Source organism: Rahnella perminowiae, assembly GCF_019049695.1.
Lineage (GTDB): Bacteria > Pseudomonadota > Gammaproteobacteria > Enterobacterales > Enterobacteriaceae > Rahnella > Rahnella perminowiae.
In genome coordinates, this window is the sequence record NZ_JAFMOT010000188.1 from 178,547 (window position 1) to 197,845 (window position 19,299).

A 19,299-nucleotide genomic window follows, 5' to 3' on the forward strand; every position below is an offset into this window, starting at 1 on the left:
GCAGGGATAGACAATCCTGAACCGTAATAAAGCAGGTAAAGAGATGACTGACTCACCCGCAGCCCTTCTGACCATTGCCGGTGCCATCCTGTTGGGTGCCATGAGTCCCGGCCCCAGTTTCATCATGATAGTACGCACTGCCGTTGTCTCTTCACGGCTCAGCGCACTGGCCGCCGCCGCAGGCATGGGCGTAGGGTGCATGATCTTCTCAGTCATCGCGCTCGCCGGGCTGCATTCGTTGCTGACACTGGTACCCTGGCTGTATACCGCACTCAAAACGGCAGGTGGGGTTTACCTCATCTGGCTGGGCTGCCGCATGCTTTTCAGGACGGGTGACAGCGCCGGATCCCTCGCTGGCGGTGAAAGTGCGCACCATCCGGGCCGCGCGTTTTTTATAGGCATGGCGACTCAGCTCAGTAATCCGAATACGGCTATCGTGTTCGGCAGTATTTTTGCCGCCCTGCTCAGCCAGCATATCTCGCCTTATCTTTACCTTGTGTTGCCCGCTATGGCGTTCTGCATCGATACAATCTGGTATGCCGTTGTGGCATGGCTGCTGTCGGCTGAGAGGCCGCGTCAGGCATATATGCAGTACAAATCCCGGCTGGATAAGGTCAGTGGCCTGGTGATGGGATATCTGGGGATCCGGCTTATTCTGCGGTGATTTCTGTCAGTCTGTACTGCCTCTCCGCCTGTCCATAAGCTAAATGTGAGCGAAAAGTTACTATGAAAGCCCTTTTCCGCTATGCCGGTTTTATCGCTGTTTTGATATTCCCAGGTTACGCCCCCGCGGCGTTTGCTGCTGGCACTGTGGCCTGTCCGGTTCCGCACAAACTGTCTGAATGCATTAAGCGGGTCGCCGATGCCGGTGGCGGCACCGTGCTGCTCGGCAACGGCACCTGGTTTCAGGACAGCAGTCTGTTACTGAGCAGCAATGTGGCACTTGAAGGTGCAGGGCCGGGTACGGTTATCACCTGGAGTCCTGCGGTCAGGAGGAGCATTAATGCCCCGCTGCTTTATGCCACTTCCGCCAGCCACGTCACAATAAAAGATGTGAAACTGGTCGGCACCATTGACCCGCGAGCTGACAGCCAGGATCTAAGAAATAATCAGATTGGCCTCTTTTTTAACTGCAGTGGGGACCCGACCGCAGGTGAAAAAACCGGCTGCAGTGATATCACCCTGCAGAATGTTGAGGTGGAGAACAGCAGCGACGGGATCCATATTAAAGGTGCCAGTCGTGTCACGGCGATAGACCTGAAGCTGCATAATAACGGCAATACCGAAAAGGACTATTTTCATAATATTTATCTTCGGCGGGTAGCCGATGTGCGTTTGATCCAAACCGGAAAAAACAGCGGCGGTTTTTATGCCAACCCGCGTGGTCACGGCATTCGTGGTTCGCACCTGATCAACGTTTATATGAGTAATCTGGACGTGTATAACAATGCCGACTATGGCATCCATATGGACACCGTATTCAATGTCAGGCTCCACAATATGCACGTTTATCACAACTGTCTTAGCGGAAAACCAGGATGCCAGCAGATAAAGTGCTTTGGGCCACAATGCGATATACATCTCAATGCGCCGGCTGAAGATGCAGGTAACCGGTGAAAAACGCTCTGCCCCGGCTTCGCTGCAAAGTATCACCTGATATTCATGATAAACAGGGCCTACCTTTCGGTTTAGTTGTGGGTAGCCAGCATGCTCTCTCGGTAAATGCTTAGGGTACGAGCCGCCTTGAACCCGCAAACTTCTATCATAACGGCCCCTTAAATGAGAAAAGACATAATGAGGAAAAAAACGGTCATCCGCATTGCATCAGCCATTATCACCGACGCTTCAGCGCGCTGTCTGCTGGTCAGAAAGAGAGGCACCTCGCATTTTATTCAGCCCGGTGGAAAAATTGAGTCTGGCGAGAGCCCGCTGGCAGCGCTTCGGCGTGAGCTTTATGAAGAACTGGGACTGGCTTCAGAAGCAGCACAATTTACTTACGTCGGGAGTTTTACAGATGTTGCTGTGAATGAGCCAGGGTCCACACTTTCGGCTGAAATTTATCATATTCATCCAGAAAAAACGGACTTCCAGCCTGCTGCTGAAATCGAGGAAATGTACTGGTATTCCTCCCACCATGACAGGCCAATATTGCTGGCCCCCCTAACGGTAAATCACGTGCTGCCGCTGGTTGAAACGCTGGCCTGTCACTCTCTGAAGATGAAAACTCTGCCAGCAAACCAGGGACACATTGATTAAGTTGAGGCGCACCATGCTAAATTCTGCCACTCCCTCTGCGCCTCAAAGCGCGTTATCAGGCTGGATAAATGGTTTTCTGGGCGTCGTAATCTTCAGTGGTTCTCTGCCAGCAACGCGTATCGCGGTCATGGATATCGATCCATTCTTTCTGACATTTATCCGAGCCTCCATTGCCGGAACTCTTGCGCTTATCCTGCTTGCTGTAATGAAGATCAGACGTCCGGAGGCATCGCAGATTTTATCGCTTGTTATTGTTTCTCTTGGCGTCGTTGTCGGTTTTCCGCTGTTAACTGCAATGGCTCTCAGGCTTATAACTTCAGCTCATTCGCTGGTTTTCACCGGATTGCTGCCGTTAAGCACGGCGGTTTTTGGCGTCATTCGCGGCGGAGAGAAACCACAGAAGCCGTTCTGGATATTTTCTGTCGCTGGCAGTCTGCTGGTTGCCGGGTTCGCTCTCACCGGCGAGGTTTCACTTTCGGCATCGGGAGACCTCCTGATGCTTGCCGCTATAGTGACCTGCGGGCTTGGCTATGCTGAAGGCGCGAAACTGTCACGCGTATTAGGCGGATGGCAGGTGATTAGCTGGGCTTTGGTCATATCATTGCCTTTCATGCTCATTGCCGCGTATTACAATCTGCCTGCGCATAGTAGCCACATCCGCACACCTGCATGGATTGCATTGGGTTATGTCTCGTTATTCAGTATGTTTCTTGGTTTTATCTTCTGGTACAAAGGGCTTGCTATCGGCGGTATCGCCGCCGTTGGACAGTTACAGCTCCTGCAACCCTTTATCGGTTTATGTTTTGCCGTCGCGATACTGCACGAAAACGTAACGCCGTTGATGGGACTCGTTACTCTTGGCGTCATTCTTTGCGTTGTCGGTTCACGTAAATATGCGCACAACAGAACCGCAGGCTGAACATTTCTGAGCGGTATAAAACAGAAAGTGACTCACCGGCGCCTGCTGCTTTAATGGTTATATAACGGTGCCGGTGCAGGTCTTACCTGCTTTATGCAAGCCTGCGATTTACTGGCCCAGAGAAGAGACGCACAACCGCGGTGATTGTGACGAAGCAGACGATGAAGCTTGCAAAAGTTATTGCGCCCAGCGCCAGCAGGTGATTAAGAAACGATGGTTGCGCGCTGTCAACGCGGATCAGCGCGGAAGCCAGCGCCGTTGAAGGAAATGTGAATCCCCACCATCCGCGTGTAAAAGGCGGCACCATACGCCGCCAAAGGCTGAGTAGAATAATGGCGAAGAACAGTGCCGTCCATGCCATAAAAAGTGCAGCTTCCGTCATTCCACCATAAAGAGTGGTCAGCGCGACAGAAATCACCGCCGGTGCCGACACCATAATGGCCAGGCCGGGCATGGCAGTAAAAGGCGTACTGGGACGCACAAAGACGATACGCCAGAGGATCAGTGGCATAAACAGTGCCCAGCATAATATGGCCGAAAAAAGCATCATCTTGCTTATCCCTGGGAAACCCAGCGCCAGCCCGGCAAATGACGGTGAAGCATTGCCCACCATCGGGATTAGCCATACGGGGCTTATCTCATGCACCTCGAGTTCATCAATAACCCAGCGTCGAAATGTACATACCAGAAAGAAAAGCTGGGCGCACATTGCCGCTATCCACAACAGGCAGGCGGCTTTCAGGCTGTAAGGCATAACACCGGATGACAGGAGAAAACCTGAAATAGTGGCTGCACAGAAAAAATTTCGTCGTGAACGTGAACGCCACTCATCCCGGAGAGGGGAATGCCAGCGTACCAGGCGAAGCAACTGACAGAGGATTAAAATAAAAAAGGTCAGCAGACCCGTGGCGATCAGGGTTTCTCCCGGCCAGGCCGGAATGGCATAAGTCACAGAGGCGATACGCCAGGCGAGCCCCAGGCCGGTTATACCCATTACCGAGGAAAAAAGGTCGAAGCTTACTGATGAGATTTTCATGTATATCTGCATTCCGCTGAGCACAGGGTAACTGACGCCGTGTTCATCTGTACGTGTGTGAAAGACCGGCAGGTATATTGGTCCGGTTAAAATTAATTTCAAAGGTCCAATGAGTAGTTATTATTGGTCTGCAGGTTCCTGATATGATTGAGTTACGTTTAAAAAAAGGGCTGTTGGCCACCCCGGTGTATGCGCAGATTGCTGAGCAAATCCTCTGGCACATAACCAACGGGCGATTAAAGAACGGGGAAATGCTGCCGCCCTCACGCGATCTGGCCCGCCAGTTGGGGGTATCGCGCGGCAGCGTGGTTCGCGCTTACGAGCAGCTCTGTGCTTCAGGCGCGTGCCGCAGCCAGGTGGGAAGAGGCACAGAAGTAATCTCTGCGGATAATTCCGGCGAGCAGTCCCGGTTCGTGCCGGGCAATAAACCCAAAGATGACAGTGAACTGATGAGCGAGTTCCCTCCCGGCTCCCTTTCGCTGTTACCCAGCCATGCCAGCACAGAACACCTGCCGGTCAGCGCGTTTCGTTCGGCTTTTAACCGGGTGATTCGTTACCCTGAAAAACTGAACCGGTTTGGTGAAAGCCGCGGCGATGCCGGGCTGCGCCGCCTGATCTGCGACAGGATCCTGCCTGCGCGTGGCATTACCGCATCGCCTTCAGAGGTATTGATCGTACCGGGCACACAGTACGGCAGCGTGTTACTGGCCATGACGCTGATGAATTCCCGCTCAGTTTTTCATTTCGGGCATCCTGGCTACATGGATTTTGCGCATAACTTCAGCCGGTTTGGTTACAGACTGCAGCCTCATACCCTGGACAACGAGGGGATGAGCGTAACTGAGCTGCCCGGAACGGATCAGGACATTGTTTACCTGATGCCTGAACACCACTTCCCTCAGTGTGTGACGATGTCAGAGCTGAGGCGGGGAGCTTTTATACGCCTTGCCCTTCAGAAAAACATTTTGATTCTTGAAGATGATTATGACAGTGAATTTTATTTTGACCGTGCTCCCCTGCCCGCCCTTCGCGCCTCTGAGGCTGCAAGCCAGGTCGTTTATATGGGGACATTTTCAAAAGTGCTTTTTAACAGTATAAGACTGGGATATTTGGTTGCCGATCAGGATTTAATTGGGCAGATGGCCTCCCTGCACTGGGGCCTTTCCAGAGGGACGAACGGTCTGATGCAACAGTGGGTGGCCGAGCTGATCAACAGTGGTGCCTATGAGAAACACGCCAGACGAATGCGCACCGTCTATCTGCATAAGCGGGACAATGTTGCCAGGCTCATCAGAGCCTTTCTGCCTGATGCACAGCTCACCATTCCGGACGGCGGACTTCAAATGTACCTGAGCTTTGCTGATGCTCTGATAACGGAAAAGGTTTTTCAGTGGTTGCAGCAGAACGATGTCCAGATAGCTTCATTCGACAGTTATACCTGCAATAAAAACACGGAATTTAATTTGCTCATTGTGGGATTTGCCAGCGTTGATCTCAAAGAGTTGGCGGCCGTACTTAAGCGGTTGGGACATTATTTATACCACTGATACTTAACCTGCTGGTCTGTTCCACACTGTTTACCATACTCAAGAGAGTAATGCCTGCTTCTGACACCAGGCTGTCCGCAAGCCACATGGTCCGCTGTGAGCGAACAGCGGACATACCGCTGGTTTCTGAAAGTGTCTTTAATCTGTTTTATCTCAAAATAGCGAGCTTTATCATCCCGAGTTCGGTCTTAATAAAAAACGCGATCAAAACATCTGCTCTAAAACTCGGCTGATATTTGCCACCAGATATTCCTCATCTACAGACTCCTGAGTAATCAGAATTCTGAACCAGACAGGAGCAATAAGCGTTTCAAGTATGGCTCTGCGCTGCCCCTCATAGCCAGCCTCGCCACGCAAAGCTGCCCGTTCAAACATGATTTCCGCCTGCTGAAACCTTTGCTCCCAGACCTCCCGAATAGCAGATTCAACCATGCCATCCCCCGACGAGGTCGCGCTAATAGCGCCCAGTACCCATTTCCTGCCCTCTGATGAAGCGAGCATGGAGGAAATCCTATGCAAAAATTCATACAAATCTTCGGACAGGCTGCCGCTGTCTGGAAGGGTAACCATGCTTTCAGCGGCACTTTTGAACACATCGGCAATCAATCTTGCTCTGTCAGGCCATCGACGAAAGACCGTCGACGCATTGACTCCGGCAAGATGCGCGACGTTTCGGTGTGTCAGGGCATTCGCTCCTTGTTCCATGAGTATCTGCCGGGCAGCCTGCAACACAGCCTCCCTGACTTTAGCACTGCGTCCACCGGTTCTTTCTTTTACTGCGTCGAGTGATTCTTTTTCTTCAGATGTTGCTCTCATTGCGCTCAAAGCCTAGTATTAACGCAACACTTGTTGCGTTAATAGGATGACATGAAAATACATTGCCTGCAAACCGGAGATGTTCAGATCAAAAGCCGGCACCAGTTAGCCCGCTATGAAGCACGTCCAGCCCGCGTCGTGGATATTTTGAGAGACAAAGACTGGAGTCTACGTCTCCCGATTGGATGCTGGCTTATTGAACATCCGGAAGGTCTTATCTTAGTGGATACAGGCGAAAGCTCACACGCGAATGATCCGGGCTATCAGCCCTGGTGGCATCCATTTATGCAGAAATGCGAAAGGAGATGGGTAAAACCTGAAGAAGAAGTTAACGCCAGAATTCAGGCAGTCGGATTCAATCCAAGGGAGGTGAGGTGGGTCATCATGACCCACATGCACGGTGACCATGCCGGAGGAATCGGGCACTTTCCTGACAGTGAGATAATCCTGAGTGAAAAAGAAGCGCATGACGCTCTTGCATGGAATGGGCCAGTGCAAGGTTTCCTTAACATGCATTATCCAAAATGGCTTAAACCAACCACCACCACACATGATGACGGGCCGTTTGAAAGTTTTGACAGAAGCATGGCGGTAACGAAAGACGGCGCAGTAAGAATTGTTCCAACCCCGGGACATACTCTTGGGCACCAGTCAGTCGTGGTAGATGCAGGCACTCACTATGTATTGATTGCAGGCGATGCTTCGTACCAGGAAAGTTATATGCTGGAAGGTCGCGTTGATGGTGTCGCAGTTGATGCAAAGTTGCATCATGATTCAACCCGCAGAATGCGCGAACTATGTAAACGCAAATCAACCATTACCCAGTTCGCCCATGATTTTGATAGTGCAAAACGTCTTGAAGAGAAAATATTCACTATTCCCCGCGAATAGTTGATGTCTCATGTGGCTCTGTGCCAAAAATTTAGATGAGACATGAATACGTCCGCTTTTGGCACAGAGCGGACATTTCAGCTTTGCCCTCCCCCTGACATCTGAACTTAGCCTTGATACCAGAACCCAGTAATTAGCCCAGCACACTCATACTGGTCAAACGCGTCTCATGGCTTCATAACGATGCGGCCAAGCGGTTTCGCTGTCTCGGCGAATTCGTGGGCCGCAGCAGCGCTGGCCAGGGGGAAGATGCGGTCAATGACAACCCTGATGCGCCCTGCGGCTACAGCCTGCAACATGTCGTCCACACTTGCCCAAACTCCAGGCTTTTCAAAAAGGGGTCCCATGAATACCCCCATGAGTGTCTGGTTAGACTGCATTGGCGACCACAAGTCGACAGTCAGGCTGCCACCGCCCGCATTACCGACGAAGACGAGACGTCCTTCCGGAGCGAGTGCAGCAAGCGAAGCAGGCAACGTCGTCCCCACCGGATCGATGACGAGGTCAACACCAGTTTCATGGGTGTACTGTCGGACACTGTCCACGACGTTATTCTCTGCACGATCCACGACATGATCGGCACCAAGTTCAAGCAACCGGCTTCTTCGCTGCGTTCCGCTTGCCACGGCGATGACCGTCGCGCCTGCTTGTGAGGCAAGCTGAACGGCTGCGAGCCCCACGCCACCCGCTGCTGCCTGAATGAGGACGGTTTCTCCGTGCCGGAGCATGCCTCGTGTGAAAAGGCAATGATGCGCGGTTCCAAAAGAAATCGGTAAAACCGCCGCTTCTGCCGTATCTACCCCATCGGGTATAAGCCAGGTTCGTTCCGCAGGCACAGCCCAACGTTCCGCATGTGATCCCTGCATGTTAAAAGCGGCGACTCTGTCCCCAACCGTACGGCTACTGACTTTCGATCCGACTGCAATAACTGTGCCCGCGGCCGCGTAGCCGACGATCCATGAAGGATGAGGCGGCGGAGTTGAACGGCGGTTGATCAGATCCCCACCTTCAATCGAGATAGCCTCGACAGAAATCAGGATGTCGTCAGGCCCTGTGACCGGATCTGGGATATCGACATATTTCAGGACGCCGGGAGCGCCTTCCACGTCATAAACCGCTGCTTTCATAAATTTTCCTCTGTCTCATCAGTAAATCCTGCCCAGTCTGGCAAACCATCCCGATGCGGCATATAGCAATTCAGAAATCTCTCTGCTGCCTCTACAGGCAGCGCGGGCTGCCCTGTTGAATTTTCGACGGGCGGAAAGACCCGTAACGCTCAGGGCAGCCTGGCAATCACCTTAATCTCGAACTTGAATCCGTAAAGCCACGTCACGCCGATCCCGGTCAACGTAGGGTAAGGCGCCTCCCCCCAATATTCTGGCAGGATACTCCAGATAGCGTCGAGGTTTGACTCGGGATCGACGACAAAGAGGGTAACGTCAACCACATCACCGAACGTGCAGCCCGCAGCCGTGAGAACAGCATTAAGGTTATCGAATGCCAGCCTGATCTGCTCTTTAAGATCCTGTTCAGGCGAACCATCCTCCCGGCTACCAACCTGCCCCGAAACGAACAAGAAACCGTTGGATTTGATGGCCGGTGAATAGCGATTGCGCTCATAGAGCGCCTGCCGACCGAAGGGAAAAACTGCTTCGCGTGTTGTCATGTTTGTACCTTTGCAATGGGCGAAATCTGCCCGGTGAACATAAAGACACTTTACAGGTACTGGATCGGGCGGATAAACAGGCGACTTTGTCCATCATTGTTTGTAAAATCCAAACAATCGGTGAGAAAGAGAGGATAAGGAATGGATCGTTTCGATGCGATGCGCGCCTTTGCTCGTGTGGTGGAGGCAGGTAGCTTCACAAAGGCTGCCCAAACACTTCATATGAGCAAAACCACGGTGACACAACTCATTCAGCAGTTGGAAGCGCGGCTGCGCGTCAAGTTACTCCATCGCACCACCCGCAAGCTCGGTGTCACTCCCGACGGCGCGGTCTACTACGAGCACGTCATCCGCCTGCTGGCGGACATGGAGGATGCTGAAAACAGCCTCTCCAGTGCGGCGATTACGCCCAGAGGACGGTTACGGGTGGATGTGCCCAGTCCGCTGGCCCGCCTTGTGCTGGTGCCAGCGCTACCGGCTTTCCACGCACGCTACCCTGATATCCAGTTCGACATGGGCGTGAGCGACCGGGTGGTGGATCTGATCGGCGACAATGTGGATTGCGTCTTGCGCGGTGGCGAAATCAACGACCAGTCCCTGATCGCACGCCATGTCGGCGATTTGCAATTCGGCGTCTACGTCGCCCCCCGTTATGTGGAACGCCTTGGCGCCCCTGCGCACCCGCGAGAGCTGGAAAACACTGACCATCGCATAGTGGGATTCTTGTCTACACGCACCGGTAAGATTGATCCTCTGGTGCTGCACTGTGAGAGTGAACATATTGAAATCAAAAGCAGCTATGTGCTTGCAGTGGATGATGGCAATGCTTACCTCGAAGCTGGGCTAGCCGGGTTAGGCGTGATTGCGCTGCCAGTCTATATGGCGGCAGCACATCAGGCTTGTGGCTCCTTGACTCCGCTATTTGAACACTGGCGTATTAATCCAATGCCCCTGTACCTGGCGTTTCCGCCGAACCGCCATGTCAGCGCCAGACTGCGAGTTTTTATTGATTGGATCGTTGAATTGATGCAGCAGCATGTCCCCAATTCCAACAATAAGTAACGACATCCCGGCCCCCTGATTCGCTCATCAGCGTCGATTGGTGGTCATTTTAGTGGTCTTGACAGTAAGGGAATTCAGGTTTAGCTTACTTATTAGCCAGTTACTGGTAAAGGCGATCCCAGTCAGAGGAGCCAAATTTAGAGAAGCCCGCTTAAGGAAACTTAAGCGGGCTTTTTGTTTTTAGCATATTGCCTGCTTTTGATTCACTCCGTTGATGAACGCTGCGCGCTCGTTAGCAGTGCCGGCAACTCTTTTTTCAGTTCTTCAATCAAGGCTCTCACTTTAGGAAGCACCACATGAGTCCTTGGCCATATTGCTGAAATGGGGGTAGGCGGTGCCTGAAATGAAGGTAAAATTGTAAGAAGCTGCCCCTTATTAATTGCATCACCGCACAACCAGTCAGGAAGTTGCGTCACCCCACATCCGGCAATAGCAGCCTCCAGCATGGCTTGGCCATTATTGAAACGGTAAGCTGAGGAAACGACATGCCTTACAACGAGCTCTTCTTTACCCCGGATTAACCAGTAAGTTTGCCCTTCTGAGGGCAACCCTGAAATGCAGCTGTGCGATGAAAGCCCACGAAGGTCAACGGGGGTGCCTGCCCGCTTCAGATAGCCCGGAGAGGCGCAAATAATAAACCTTTGCTCGCCCAATCGTGTGGCTACCAAATCACCTGAGTCAGGCAGGGGGCCAAGTCTCAGGGCCAGGTCAAAGCCGTCTGTTGCCGGGTCACGAACCCGATCGCTGAAATCCACTTCGATATTCAAAGCCCGGTATTTTAAGGCCATGATATTGAGTAAGGGCATAATGAAAAGGTGCCCAAAGGCCACGGGTACCGTCAGGCGCATCAGTCCGGAAGGTTCCACTATCCCCGCCTCTATTCTGCTTTCGGCATCTGAAATCATATCCAGCGCATCATTGCAGCTATTGAAATAGATCTCACCCTCCGGTGTCAGTGACAGGCTGCGCGTACTGCGGTTGAGTAAGCGAACCCCCAGACGTGTTTCCAGACGTTTGATGCTTTTGCTGAGTGCCGAACGCGTCACGCCTAAACCGTCAGCTGCAGCGACGAAACTGCCTTTTCTGACGACTTCAGTGAATTCTTGTACACCATTGAGTTGTGCCGTCACAAATATTGGTTCCTTTATATCAACACTGAGGGGCTTTTTGACCGGCTAATCACGGCCTTAAAATAAAGATAAGATCCCTGACAATACATTTTTACCATGAAATGTCTTCAGGAGACAGAATGAGCGAATTATTGAATGTCTACACAATGAATGAAATAAGTCTTAATAATCGTGTCGTTATGGCACCAATGACCCGATCGCGAGCTTACAACCTTGTTCCCACTGACAGTATGGTCACTTACTATCGACAGCGCGCCACAGCAGGTTTAATTGTTTCCGAAGGTTCACCAGTTTCAATGGAAGGTCGTGGACAAGCTTACACACCGGGAATTTATACTGACGAACAGATAGAGGGGTGGAAGAAGGTTACTGAGGCGGTACATCGGCAAGGCGGGAAAATATTCATTCAGCTTTGGCACGTAGGACGTTCCTCACACATTGCTCACCAGCCTGATGGACAGGCACCGGTCAGTTCTGTCTCGCGTATTGCAGAAGGCTGTACAACTCACATTCCCGGGGATAACTATCAGTCTGTGCGCGCATTTCACAGCCAGCCCCGCGCATTAACAACGGATGAAATACCTCGGGTGACGCAGGATTTTGTCAAGGCGGCTAAAAATGCCATTGAGGCGGGATTTGACGGTATAGAGATCCACGCTGCTAACGGCTACCTCTTTGAGCAATTTATCAACGGTGGACTTAACGACAGAAAAGACCGTTATGGCGGTAATATTGCCAATCGCCTGCGATTTACGCTGGAAACTGTGGATGCGGTCTCTGCCGCCATCGGGAGTCACCGGACAGGTATCCGTATTGCACCTTTTGGCCGCCTGCAGGATATGCATGGCTTTGATGATGAGGAGGATACCTGGTTAGCTTTGGGTATTGAAATGCGTCGCCGCCAACTTGCTTATGTGCATTTGAGCGATCAGGAATCTCTGGGAGCGCAGGCCATTCCTGCCGGTTTCCTGACAAAGTTTCGCGAAACCTACGAGGGAACCCTCATCATCGCGGGCAGCTATACACAGGAGCGTGCAGAGCTGGCACTCAGGGAGGGTTTAGCCGACTTAATCGCATTTGGGCGTCCTTTCATCGCCAATCCGGACCTCGTGAAACGCATGAAGAACGGTTGGCCTATTGCTGTTCCTGACAAGAATACGTTCTACACCGGGCAAGATGGAGGTTATATAGATTATCCCATGTATAACGTGGATTAAGCTTCCCTGAAACAGCAATGCATCTGGAATGCATCCGTAATTCATCTAAACCAATAAATGAAAATACGGTTAATAAGGCGCTGCGGTTGATGGAACTGTATTCAATGAATGTTGATGGAGCTACCTTTTGCAAGCGCCTGATTCTAATGCGCTCAGTGTTACTTTTATATAAAGTACTGAATCATGAGCGCCGGAATACGCAACCCCCTTTTTAAATCAACGGCGTTGCCAAAAATTCCGGTCGCTGTTCGGCCAGCAATCTAAACCTTGCCACTTCCGGATATCGCGCACAGTTCACGGTATCCGGCAGCATCAATTCTGTAAAACTCCAGGCCACTGCGATACTGATACCGGCCACGGACAGCATATCAGGATGACCTTCCCGCAGGCCGTTCTCCAGTGTCTGCCATGCGCCGTGAAGCTGTTGAGTCACGCGAGTCACCCAGGGCTGATGCTGTTTTTCTTCTGGCCTGAGACGCTGCTCGTAAACAAGCTGTACCGCTTTTTCGCAGGCTGCCAGGGCGAATCCCGTAAGATGCAGATCCCGCAATTCTTCCGCTTCGGACGATGATGCCGGTGCAGCAGAATGAGTTGAATATTTTCCGAGGTAATGAATGATCAGTGTTGAGTCGATCAGTACCTGATTATCATCTGTGATAAGGGTTGGAACTTTGACTGCCGGGTTAATTTTTGTGAAGGCATCAAAATCGCTGAATACCGAAAGCGGTCGATGTTCAAATTCAATACCCATTACTTTCATATAAATAGCCACCCGTCTGACATAGGGTGAATCCAGCATTCCGATCAGGATCATGGCTCTACCTCATATTATGTTGATTAACAAAATCAATTAACTGTGCGGCGACAGGTAAGGGTACATCTTCCATTAAAAAATGTCCGGCCTGTTGATAGATATGCAGCGTGGAAGAGACGATATCGCGCTGCAAACGCTTTCCATACTCAACGGGTTGCCATTCATCTTCCGCGCCCCATAAAATCTGCACAGGTAACCGGAGTTGCGGAAGTTTTTCTGCAAAATCAGCGGTGTAACAGGCATTATAGTGCGCAACCTGATGCTGATAGAATGAAGCCTGGCCCACCACACCGCAAAGCGGCGCGAGATAACTTTCCAGCCGCTCCTCTGTCATAAGATGCTTATTAAAAACGGCCATCTGCAACTGGCGGGACATTGCGCGGTAATGCTCAGTGGCAGGTATCCGCGCATAATCCGCATAGTTATCCCGCATATCTTTCCATGTGGATGAAGGCCAGGAGTCGTAGCTCGGAATATCTGCAAGTGTAAGTGTCTGCAGAAGGGATGGCCTGTCGAACGCCAGCCGGAGCGAAATTGCCCCGCCGATATCGTGACCAAAAAGATGCGTTTTTTCGAGTTGCCAGTGTTCAAGCAGCTTCAGCAGAAAACTCGCCTGTGAGGCAACCGAAGTATCAGCCGTCAAAGGGCGCTCGGATGCGCCAAACCCAGGCAGGTCATAAAGGTGAACGCGAAACCCCGCATCGACAAATACCGGAACCAGTGTCTGCCAGATTACAGAATGTGCGGGAGTACCATGCACCAGCACCAGAGGTGTACCTGAACCATGGATCCCGGTCGCAATGCGGCAACCCTTTATCAAAACGTTGCTATTCAGTAATGCATTATTAGCGGGCATAAGCTTTCTCCGTTGTGCTCGTTTCAGTCAGGCTATCCGTTGACTGAATATGACACCAGTGACATTCTTTCCCGATGTAAACCAACTTTTGTCATAAAAAATGAATAAACGACTCTCCGTTGATTCGCTCAGAGTTTTCAGAACTGTGGTGCAAACGGGCAATATGAGTAAGGCTGCATTACTCCTCAATCTGAGCCAGTCCGCCGTAAGCTGGAAGCTCAGACGGCTTGAAGATCATCTTCAATGTCAGCTGTTTATGCGCATCGACGGTAAAAGCGTTCCGACGGAAAAGGGCAGCGTTTTATTGCGCCATGCGGAAAATATACTCACGGAGCACGATAATGCCGTGGCCTATTTTTCTCCTTCTGCACTCCGTGGAAAGCTGCGAATTGGAGTCACGGAACACATCTCAATGACCGAAATATGTGGGGTTATCTCAACCTTCACGCATCACCATCCTGAAGTGGATATACAGCTGGTTGTTGAGCAAAGTCATCTCCTTCGTCAGCATTTTTCTGAAGGAAGTCTGGAAATCATCTTACATCAGGATTTCACGGGCACGGCATCGCCGGAAGACCAGGTATTATGGAGTGAAAAGTTATACTGGTGCGCAACGCCTGCGTGGCGGTATGAATCTGATAAGTGCCTGAAGCTTATTACGTGGGGACCGGATTGCTATTACCGTAGCCTGGCCGAGGAAAAACTTCGTCAGTCAAAGATTCCGTTTACTGTGATGCTGGAGTGCCCCTCGGTAGCGGGTATGCTTGCAGCGATAACGACTGGCCTGGGTGTGGGCATAATCAATCAATACAGCATTGATAAAGCGGTTTGTAACGTGTCCGGGTTTGAGATGATGATGCCGCTGCCGTCGGTAGATTGCCTGTTGCGCGTGAACGAATACCGCTTTAATCCCGCAAGCGAGGCCTTCTGCCAGATGCTGACCAGGGTGATGCATAAACAGCGGTAGTGAACTGACAGGCTTTTAATTGATTCATACAATGATTGTCATCAATGTCCGCTTCTGACACAAAACCGTCCGCAAGAGATTTCAATGAGCAGCAAGAAGCGGACGTCAGCCAGAACGCAGGCCTGATTACCGTCGGTCCCCTGCCCGGCCGACAGTAACTCTTATTTTAACTCATCTCTTTCACCCGGGAAGCGTCATACATTTCCTGGGCCCGCTCCATTTCTGCTCCATGCTCCAGCGCCCATTCGTACAGTGCAATAAACGGTTCCTGTAGGGTCCGTGCCAACGCGGTAAGACTGTATTCCACACTCACCGGCGAAGTAGGAAGTACCTTGCGGTATACCAACCCATTACGTTCGAGACGCTTAAGCGCATCGGACAAGGCTTTGTGAGTGATCCCCTCTAACCGGCGACGGAGTTCATTAAAGCGGGATGGTTTAGTGCAAAGCACCGTGAGAATTAAAATCGACCATTTGTTAGTGATGTTCTCAAGAACAGGACGGGTTTTTCCTACATCTCTTAAGTCACTGCTATCGATCTGTGTCATAGCGATATACTCCGGCATACTTAGTTTACGTAAAGTGCGTAATTGTTATTAAGTATAAAAATTATATCATCTCTTTTCCATTCGAACAGGAGTAAGCAGATGAGAAGATTAGACAACAAAGTGGCCCTGATACTGGGCGGAGCAAAAGGCATTGGTCTTGCAATCAGTCAGAGATTTGCCCGTGAAGGTGCGACAACCTGGTTCACATCCCGGCGGGATGAGGAGTTAGACGCCGCCGGTCACACGATAAAGGGCAACGCCAGACCGCTACGTGCTGATGTCAGCCAGATAAGCGAACTGACACGGATCGTTGATTTGATCGAGACAGAGTCCGGCCAGATAGATGTGCTGGTCATTAATGCCGGAATGGCAGAATACTCGACAATTAATGACGTCACCCCGGCACATTTTGATTCTATTTTCGGCCTGAATGTGCGCTCACCGCTTTTCGCTATGCAGGCAGCACTTCCCCTGTTGAAAAAGGGAGCGAGCGTCGTTTTGATAGGTTCGATTGCCGATGTGATTGGCACGCCGGGATATGGTGTATACGGTGCCAGTAAAGCGGCACTTCGTTCTTTTGCCCGCACATGGACACATGAACTCTCCGCCCGCGGTATTCGAATTAATGTGGTCGCCCCTGGCCCTGTCGATACGGAAATGATGCTTGCAGCCTCCGAAGAACTGCGTAATGGGATAATCAGCGCAATACCGTTAGCAAGAATGGGCAAACCTGAAGAAGTCGCAAACGCCGTACTCTTCCTGGCGAGCGATGAAAGCAGTTATATCGCGGGAGCAGAAATCTGTGTGGACGGTGGGCTGACACAGGTTTAGTTGTAGCGCTTGCCTCTGGCACTAAACTGCCTACACAAAGGATTTCGTTGGGCAGCCAGCTGTTCTTAATTTTGGCCGATCACATTGGAGAAGAAAGGCAGGTTTGGCTATGGGACTGGCAACATCGCCTTTTTAACATGGGTCATTGCTGCCAATAAAAAACCCGCCGGGGCGGGTTTTAATGTTTGCGGCAAACTGCAGATTAAGACTGCGGATCCACCGGCTGAACTTCAAGCGAAACCATACCGATGCCCAGCTTACGCGGCTGGAAGCCACCGCTGGTCCCTTCGGTGGGCTCAGTCGGCTCCGGCGGCGTGATCACGATACTCTGCTCCGCCCCCGGGTTGGTGAACTGTACTTTCACGATGCCGTCAGTATCACCAAAGGTCACAAACTGTTCCTGATCCCCGACGCGGACAGAAACCGGCTTATCAATATTATTACCGTAAGCACGTGCGCGGATCACCACATCAAAAGTAGCGGGCAGCGGTTTGACATAATCAATTTTCACCGACGGTGCCAGATTGGCATCTGACCAACGTCCCCAGTTTTCAACGGCAGACACACCGGTAATCGCTTTTACCTGCTCCGGCAATCCCGGCACCATAAAGGCAATGGCTTTCGACTGGTAGGTAGTGGCCGCATCGTCAATGTTCAACGCATTCAGGGTTTGCTGATAAATGGCGTTACTGCCCGACGTGTCTTTCGCGAAGTCTACTTTACCTTTGAAGGTATCGCCGGTGGCCTGCACAATTGTCGGCTTCGCCCCGAGGTTGCCCGATGCAACACACAGGCCGGTATTGAGCGACAACTCCGGTGCCCACACACGGCCCATTTCGTAGCATTTATCGACCCAGACAAAGTTATCGCTGGTCGCCAGTCCGGCCAGCTGTTTTTTCAACGGCGTTGACAGATAGACATCGAACATCGGTTCAATTTTGTCTCCCGTGACCTTCAGAATAAACGGCGTTTTGATGGTCATGCCGGAGAAAGTAAAGGTACTGTCTTTGGTATTCACCGCATAATTTTTGATGCTGTTCGGGAAGCCCCATTGTTTGATGACCGCCGGTTTCCAGGCATTCACTTTGTCATCAATATTCAGGAACTGCGCGGTCATAGAGGTCGCAGAAACACCACTGCGACCGAGACCGATATAGTTATCGCCGCCCATCATATCCAGTATGGTCGCACCATTATCCAGCGTACTGCGTTTCGCCGCATTGAGCTCACCCACCGGATGACGCCCGTCAAGGACGAAGAACAGGTCTTTACGGTTCTGTTTAGTCAGAATGTTGTATGCCGTGTTGTTCATTGCCAGATGGTCGGAAGACACCACAATGACGGTGTTATCAAAATAACCGGACTTTTTAATCTTATCGATAAAGGCGGCAATCAGTTCCTGACTACAGGACACGGCACTCAGTGACTGGTTAGCTTTACCGTTCACTTTATATTCCTTGCGGGTACAACCCCGGGAAATAAAGCCATCAGGATGATGCGTGTCAACGGTCAGCGTAAACAGTGAAAATGGCTTACCTTCCTGACTCAGCGTGATGAACTTTTTATACACTTCATCCAGCAAGGTGTCGTCATACCAACCCCAGTCGTTTTTGTAAGACGGATCCGCCACGGTCGGACGCAATTCGTTGTAGCCATAAAGATGGTCGAAACCATGGGATTTCAGGAAAGTACCTTTACCTGCGAAAGCCAGTTCTGCGCCCTGATAGAAATAGTTGGTATAGCCGGCACCTTTGAGCACGTCGCCAATACACACGTTTTCCGGGTAGAAGGTCGCCAGTGCACTGGAGGCATTGCCATCAAACGGCGCAAACAGCGGGATCCCGCACTGGGAAGCCACCATACCGGCGATGGTATAACCCGTGCCCGGCAACTGTTTGGTATTAGTGAAATCAGTGCTCTGCGCTTTATGGCGATTTAATTCGGTCGTCAGGCCGGGGAAAACCTTGTCATCAAAATAAGTGCGTTCCAGACTCTCGCCATAGATATAAACCAGGTTAGGTTTTTTCGCGCCCTTGATGACTTTTTCGGGCACTTTGTAATAGGTATTAAAATCTGCGCCGTTGCCGGAAATTTGCGTTTTGACCAGCCGGGAAATGTTCTGGAATGCCTGAGTGGAACCCACGGAAAAGACCGCCAGTACCACGGCCAGTGCGCTGTAGACGGCACTGCTGTTTTTAGCACGACGCTGTTTCAGCCCCCACGCCAGCAAAGCAAATACGGCAATCAGCCCCGCCAGTAAACCGATAAACGGCAGGATATATTTATTGAGCCCCGCCCCTTTCAGGCTGCTGGTAACGGTATATAACACGGCGTCCGTGATGCCTTCGCCGGTGAAATAATTGCTGCCGATCAGGATGACATTCAGAATGACGTAAAGCCCGAGGAAAAACAGCACCAGTGAAAACCAGACACGGCTGGACGACGCCCGCGTGACGTAGAGAAAAATAGAAGAAAGAAATAATACAAATGAAATTATCTCAGAAGCCATTTCAGCACCCTGTCTGATTAAAACAATAAACTCTACGACCCATTTCTGCTGTTTTGCGAGCAGCGCCGACGGTTCAACTCATCGAGCGAATGACCTGGATCATTCACTTCATCCCTGAGACAGGAAAATTCATGCCAAAAACGGATAGCGCTATATAGCCTGTTGAGCCTGAACGGGTCAACGCCTTCACCCGGCTTCAGGTCACTGATTTCGCCTAAAAAAATGGTATTTTACA

General features: G+C 51.2%; 19 protein-coding genes. 10 read left to right on the forward strand and 9 right to left on the reverse strand.

Features of this window, described 5'->3' with window-relative positions:
* Positions 1–43 precede the first annotated feature (43 nt).
* The 4 genes from J1781_RS24380 to J1781_RS24395 all read left to right on the forward strand — a co-directional run bounded on the left by J1781_RS24380 (position 44) and on the right by J1781_RS24395 (position 3,175).
* Positions 44–664, forward strand: coding sequence for a LysE family translocator (locus J1781_RS24380; RefSeq protein ID WP_217234312.1), 621 nt, complete (start codon positions 44–46; stop codon positions 662–664).
* A 62-nt stretch (positions 665–726) separates the two neighbouring features.
* Entirely contained in the window at positions 727–1,617 is an 891-nt protein-coding gene (locus J1781_RS24385) for a glycoside hydrolase family protein (RefSeq protein ID WP_217234313.1), read from the forward strand.
* Positions 1,618–1,779: 162 nt separating this feature from the next.
* Positions 1,780–2,256, forward strand: coding sequence for an NUDIX hydrolase (locus J1781_RS24390; RefSeq protein WP_238483613.1), 477 nt, complete (start codon positions 1,780–1,782; stop codon positions 2,254–2,256).
* 13 nt (positions 2,257–2,269) lie between these two features.
* Positions 2,270–3,175 (forward strand): DMT family transporter, encoded by a 906-nt coding sequence (locus J1781_RS24395; RefSeq protein ID WP_217234314.1) that lies wholly within the window; start codon positions 2,270–2,272, stop codon positions 3,173–3,175.
* A gap of 91 nt (positions 3,176–3,266) precedes the next feature.
* On the opposite strand, the gene J1781_RS24400 is transcribed toward J1781_RS24395, so the two are convergent.
* A complete protein-coding gene (locus tag J1781_RS24400; RefSeq protein WP_238483614.1) occupies positions 3,267–4,211 on the reverse strand; it encodes an SLAC1 family transporter in 945 nt (314 codons plus the stop codon).
* 143 nt (positions 4,212–4,354) lie between these two features.
* Between J1781_RS24400 and pdxR the strand changes: the two genes are divergently transcribed.
* Positions 4,355–5,758, forward strand: a complete 1,404-nt coding sequence (gene pdxR / locus J1781_RS24405) for a MocR-like pyridoxine biosynthesis transcription factor PdxR (RefSeq protein WP_238483615.1) — start codon at positions 4,355–4,357, stop codon at positions 5,756–5,758.
* 204 nt (positions 5,759–5,962) lie between these two features.
* On the opposite strand, the gene J1781_RS24410 is transcribed toward pdxR, so the two are convergent.
* Complete coding sequence (locus J1781_RS24410; RefSeq protein ID WP_217234316.1) at positions 5,963–6,574, reverse strand: TetR/AcrR family transcriptional regulator; 612 nt, start codon at positions 6,572–6,574, stop codon at positions 5,963–5,965.
* A gap of 51 nt (positions 6,575–6,625) precedes the next feature.
* On the opposite strand from J1781_RS24410, the gene J1781_RS24415 reads away from it, so the two are divergent.
* Positions 6,626–7,465: an N-acyl homoserine lactonase family protein gene (locus J1781_RS24415; RefSeq protein WP_112289118.1), complete on the forward strand. Its 840-nt coding sequence runs from the start codon at positions 6,626–6,628 to the stop codon at positions 7,463–7,465.
* A gap of 167 nt (positions 7,466–7,632) precedes the next feature.
* Here J1781_RS24415 and J1781_RS24420 read toward each other — a convergent pair whose 3' ends face one another.
* Complete coding sequence (locus J1781_RS24420; protein ID WP_217234317.1) at positions 7,633–8,592, reverse strand: quinone oxidoreductase family protein; 960 nt, start codon at positions 8,590–8,592, stop codon at positions 7,633–7,635.
* 149 nt (positions 8,593–8,741) lie between these two features.
* Positions 8,742–9,131, reverse strand: a complete 390-nt coding sequence (locus J1781_RS24425) for a RidA family protein (RefSeq protein WP_015697037.1) — start codon at positions 9,129–9,131, stop codon at positions 8,742–8,744.
* A 141-nt stretch (positions 9,132–9,272) separates the two neighbouring features.
* On the opposite strand from J1781_RS24425, the gene J1781_RS24430 reads away from it, so the two are divergent.
* A complete protein-coding gene (locus J1781_RS24430; RefSeq protein ID WP_217234318.1) occupies positions 9,273–10,193 on the forward strand; it encodes a LysR family transcriptional regulator in 921 nt (306 codons plus the stop codon).
* Between the two features lie 203 nt (positions 10,194–10,396).
* Here J1781_RS24430 and J1781_RS24435 read toward each other — a convergent pair whose 3' ends face one another.
* Positions 10,397–11,323 (reverse strand): LysR family transcriptional regulator, encoded by a 927-nt coding sequence (locus J1781_RS24435; protein WP_217220127.1) that lies wholly within the window; start codon positions 11,321–11,323, stop codon positions 10,397–10,399.
* A gap of 119 nt (positions 11,324–11,442) precedes the next feature.
* Here J1781_RS24435 and J1781_RS24440 point away from each other — a divergent pair, with 119 nt between their 5' ends.
* A complete protein-coding gene (locus J1781_RS24440) occupies positions 11,443–12,540 on the forward strand; it encodes an alkene reductase (protein WP_217234319.1) in 1,098 nt (365 codons plus the stop codon).
* Positions 12,541–12,751: 211 nt separating this feature from the next.
* Here the strand turns inward: J1781_RS24440 and J1781_RS24445 are convergent, their stop codons facing one another.
* Both J1781_RS24445 and J1781_RS24450 read right to left on the reverse strand, forming a co-directional pair.
* Positions 12,752–13,354: a glutathione S-transferase gene (locus J1781_RS24445; protein WP_129990414.1), complete on the reverse strand. Its 603-nt coding sequence runs from the start codon at positions 13,352–13,354 to the stop codon at positions 12,752–12,754.
* Between the two features lie 4 nt (positions 13,355–13,358).
* Positions 13,359–14,210 carry an alpha/beta fold hydrolase gene (locus tag J1781_RS24450; RefSeq protein WP_217220123.1) on the reverse strand — a complete coding sequence of 284 codons (852 nt, stop codon included), beginning with the start codon at positions 14,208–14,210 and terminating at the stop codon, positions 13,359–13,361.
* 100 nt (positions 14,211–14,310) lie between these two features.
* Between J1781_RS24450 and J1781_RS24455 the strand changes: the two genes are divergently transcribed.
* Complete coding sequence (locus tag J1781_RS24455; protein ID WP_217220121.1) at positions 14,311–15,177, forward strand: LysR family transcriptional regulator; 867 nt, start codon at positions 14,311–14,313, stop codon at positions 15,175–15,177.
* A 166-nt stretch (positions 15,178–15,343) separates the two neighbouring features.
* On the opposite strand, the gene J1781_RS24460 is transcribed toward J1781_RS24455, so the two are convergent.
* Positions 15,344–15,724 (reverse strand): winged helix-turn-helix transcriptional regulator, encoded by a 381-nt coding sequence (locus J1781_RS24460; protein WP_129951646.1) that lies wholly within the window; start codon positions 15,722–15,724, stop codon positions 15,344–15,346.
* 99 nt (positions 15,725–15,823) lie between these two features.
* On the opposite strand from J1781_RS24460, the gene J1781_RS24465 reads away from it, so the two are divergent.
* On the forward strand, positions 15,824–16,555 hold the full coding sequence (locus tag J1781_RS24465) for an SDR family NAD(P)-dependent oxidoreductase (protein WP_129951647.1): 732 nt from the start codon (positions 15,824–15,826) through the stop codon (positions 16,553–16,555).
* A 202-nt stretch (positions 16,556–16,757) separates the two neighbouring features.
* Here J1781_RS24465 and opgB read toward each other — a convergent pair whose 3' ends face one another.
* Complete coding sequence (gene opgB, locus J1781_RS24470) at positions 16,758–19,064, reverse strand: phosphatidylglycerol--membrane-oligosaccharide glycerophosphotransferase (protein WP_217234320.1); 2,307 nt, start codon at positions 19,062–19,064, stop codon at positions 16,758–16,760.
* Positions 19,065–19,299 lie beyond the last annotated feature (235 nt).

Bases quoted from the DNA above. Each gene is read 5' to 3' on its own strand.
- J1781_RS24450 (WP_217220123.1), bottom strand. From the start codon at position 14,210: ATGCCCGCTAATAATGCATTACTGAATAGCAACGTTTTGATAAAGGGT.
- J1781_RS24460 (WP_129951646.1), bottom strand. From the start codon at position 15,724: ATGACACAGATCGATAGCAGTGACTTAAGAGATGTAGGAAAAACCCGT.
- J1781_RS24440 (WP_217234319.1), top strand. From the start codon at position 11,443: ATGAGCGAATTATTGAATGTCTACACAATGAATGAAATAAGTCTTAAT.
- J1781_RS24415 (WP_112289118.1), top strand. From the start codon at position 6,626: ATGAAAATACATTGCCTGCAAACCGGAGATGTTCAGATCAAAAGCCGG.
- J1781_RS24390 (WP_238483613.1), top strand. From the start codon at position 1,780: ATGAGAAAAGACATAATGAGGAAAAAAACGGTCATCCGCATTGCATCA.
- J1781_RS24465 (WP_129951647.1), top strand. From the start codon at position 15,824: ATGAGAAGATTAGACAACAAAGTGGCCCTGATACTGGGCGGAGCAAAA.
- J1781_RS24400 (WP_238483614.1), bottom strand. From the start codon at position 4,211: ATGAAAATCTCATCAGTAAGCTTCGACCTTTTTTCCTCGGTAATGGGT.
- J1781_RS24380 (WP_217234312.1), top strand. From the start codon at position 44: ATGACTGACTCACCCGCAGCCCTTCTGACCATTGCCGGTGCCATCCTG.
- J1781_RS24430 (WP_217234318.1), top strand. From the start codon at position 9,273: ATGGATCGTTTCGATGCGATGCGCGCCTTTGCTCGTGTGGTGGAGGCA.
- J1781_RS24425 (WP_015697037.1), bottom strand. From the start codon at position 9,131: ATGACAACACGCGAAGCAGTTTTTCCCTTCGGTCGGCAGGCGCTCTAT.
- J1781_RS24410 (WP_217234316.1), bottom strand. From the start codon at position 6,574: ATGAGAGCAACATCTGAAGAAAAAGAATCACTCGACGCAGTAAAAGAA.
- J1781_RS24395 (WP_217234314.1), top strand. From the start codon at position 2,270: ATGCTAAATTCTGCCACTCCCTCTGCGCCTCAAAGCGCGTTATCAGGC.
- opgB (WP_217234320.1), bottom strand. From the start codon at position 19,064: ATGGCTTCTGAGATAATTTCATTTGTATTATTTCTTTCTTCTATTTTT.
- J1781_RS24385 (WP_217234313.1), top strand. From the start codon at position 727: ATGAAAGCCCTTTTCCGCTATGCCGGTTTTATCGCTGTTTTGATATTC.
- J1781_RS24455 (WP_217220121.1), top strand. From the start codon at position 14,311: ATGAATAAACGACTCTCCGTTGATTCGCTCAGAGTTTTCAGAACTGTG.
- pdxR (WP_238483615.1), top strand. From the start codon at position 4,355: ATGATTGAGTTACGTTTAAAAAAAGGGCTGTTGGCCACCCCGGTGTAT.
- J1781_RS24445 (WP_129990414.1), bottom strand. From the start codon at position 13,354: ATGATCCTGATCGGAATGCTGGATTCACCCTATGTCAGACGGGTGGCT.
- J1781_RS24420 (WP_217234317.1), bottom strand. From the start codon at position 8,592: ATGAAAGCAGCGGTTTATGACGTGGAAGGCGCTCCCGGCGTCCTGAAA.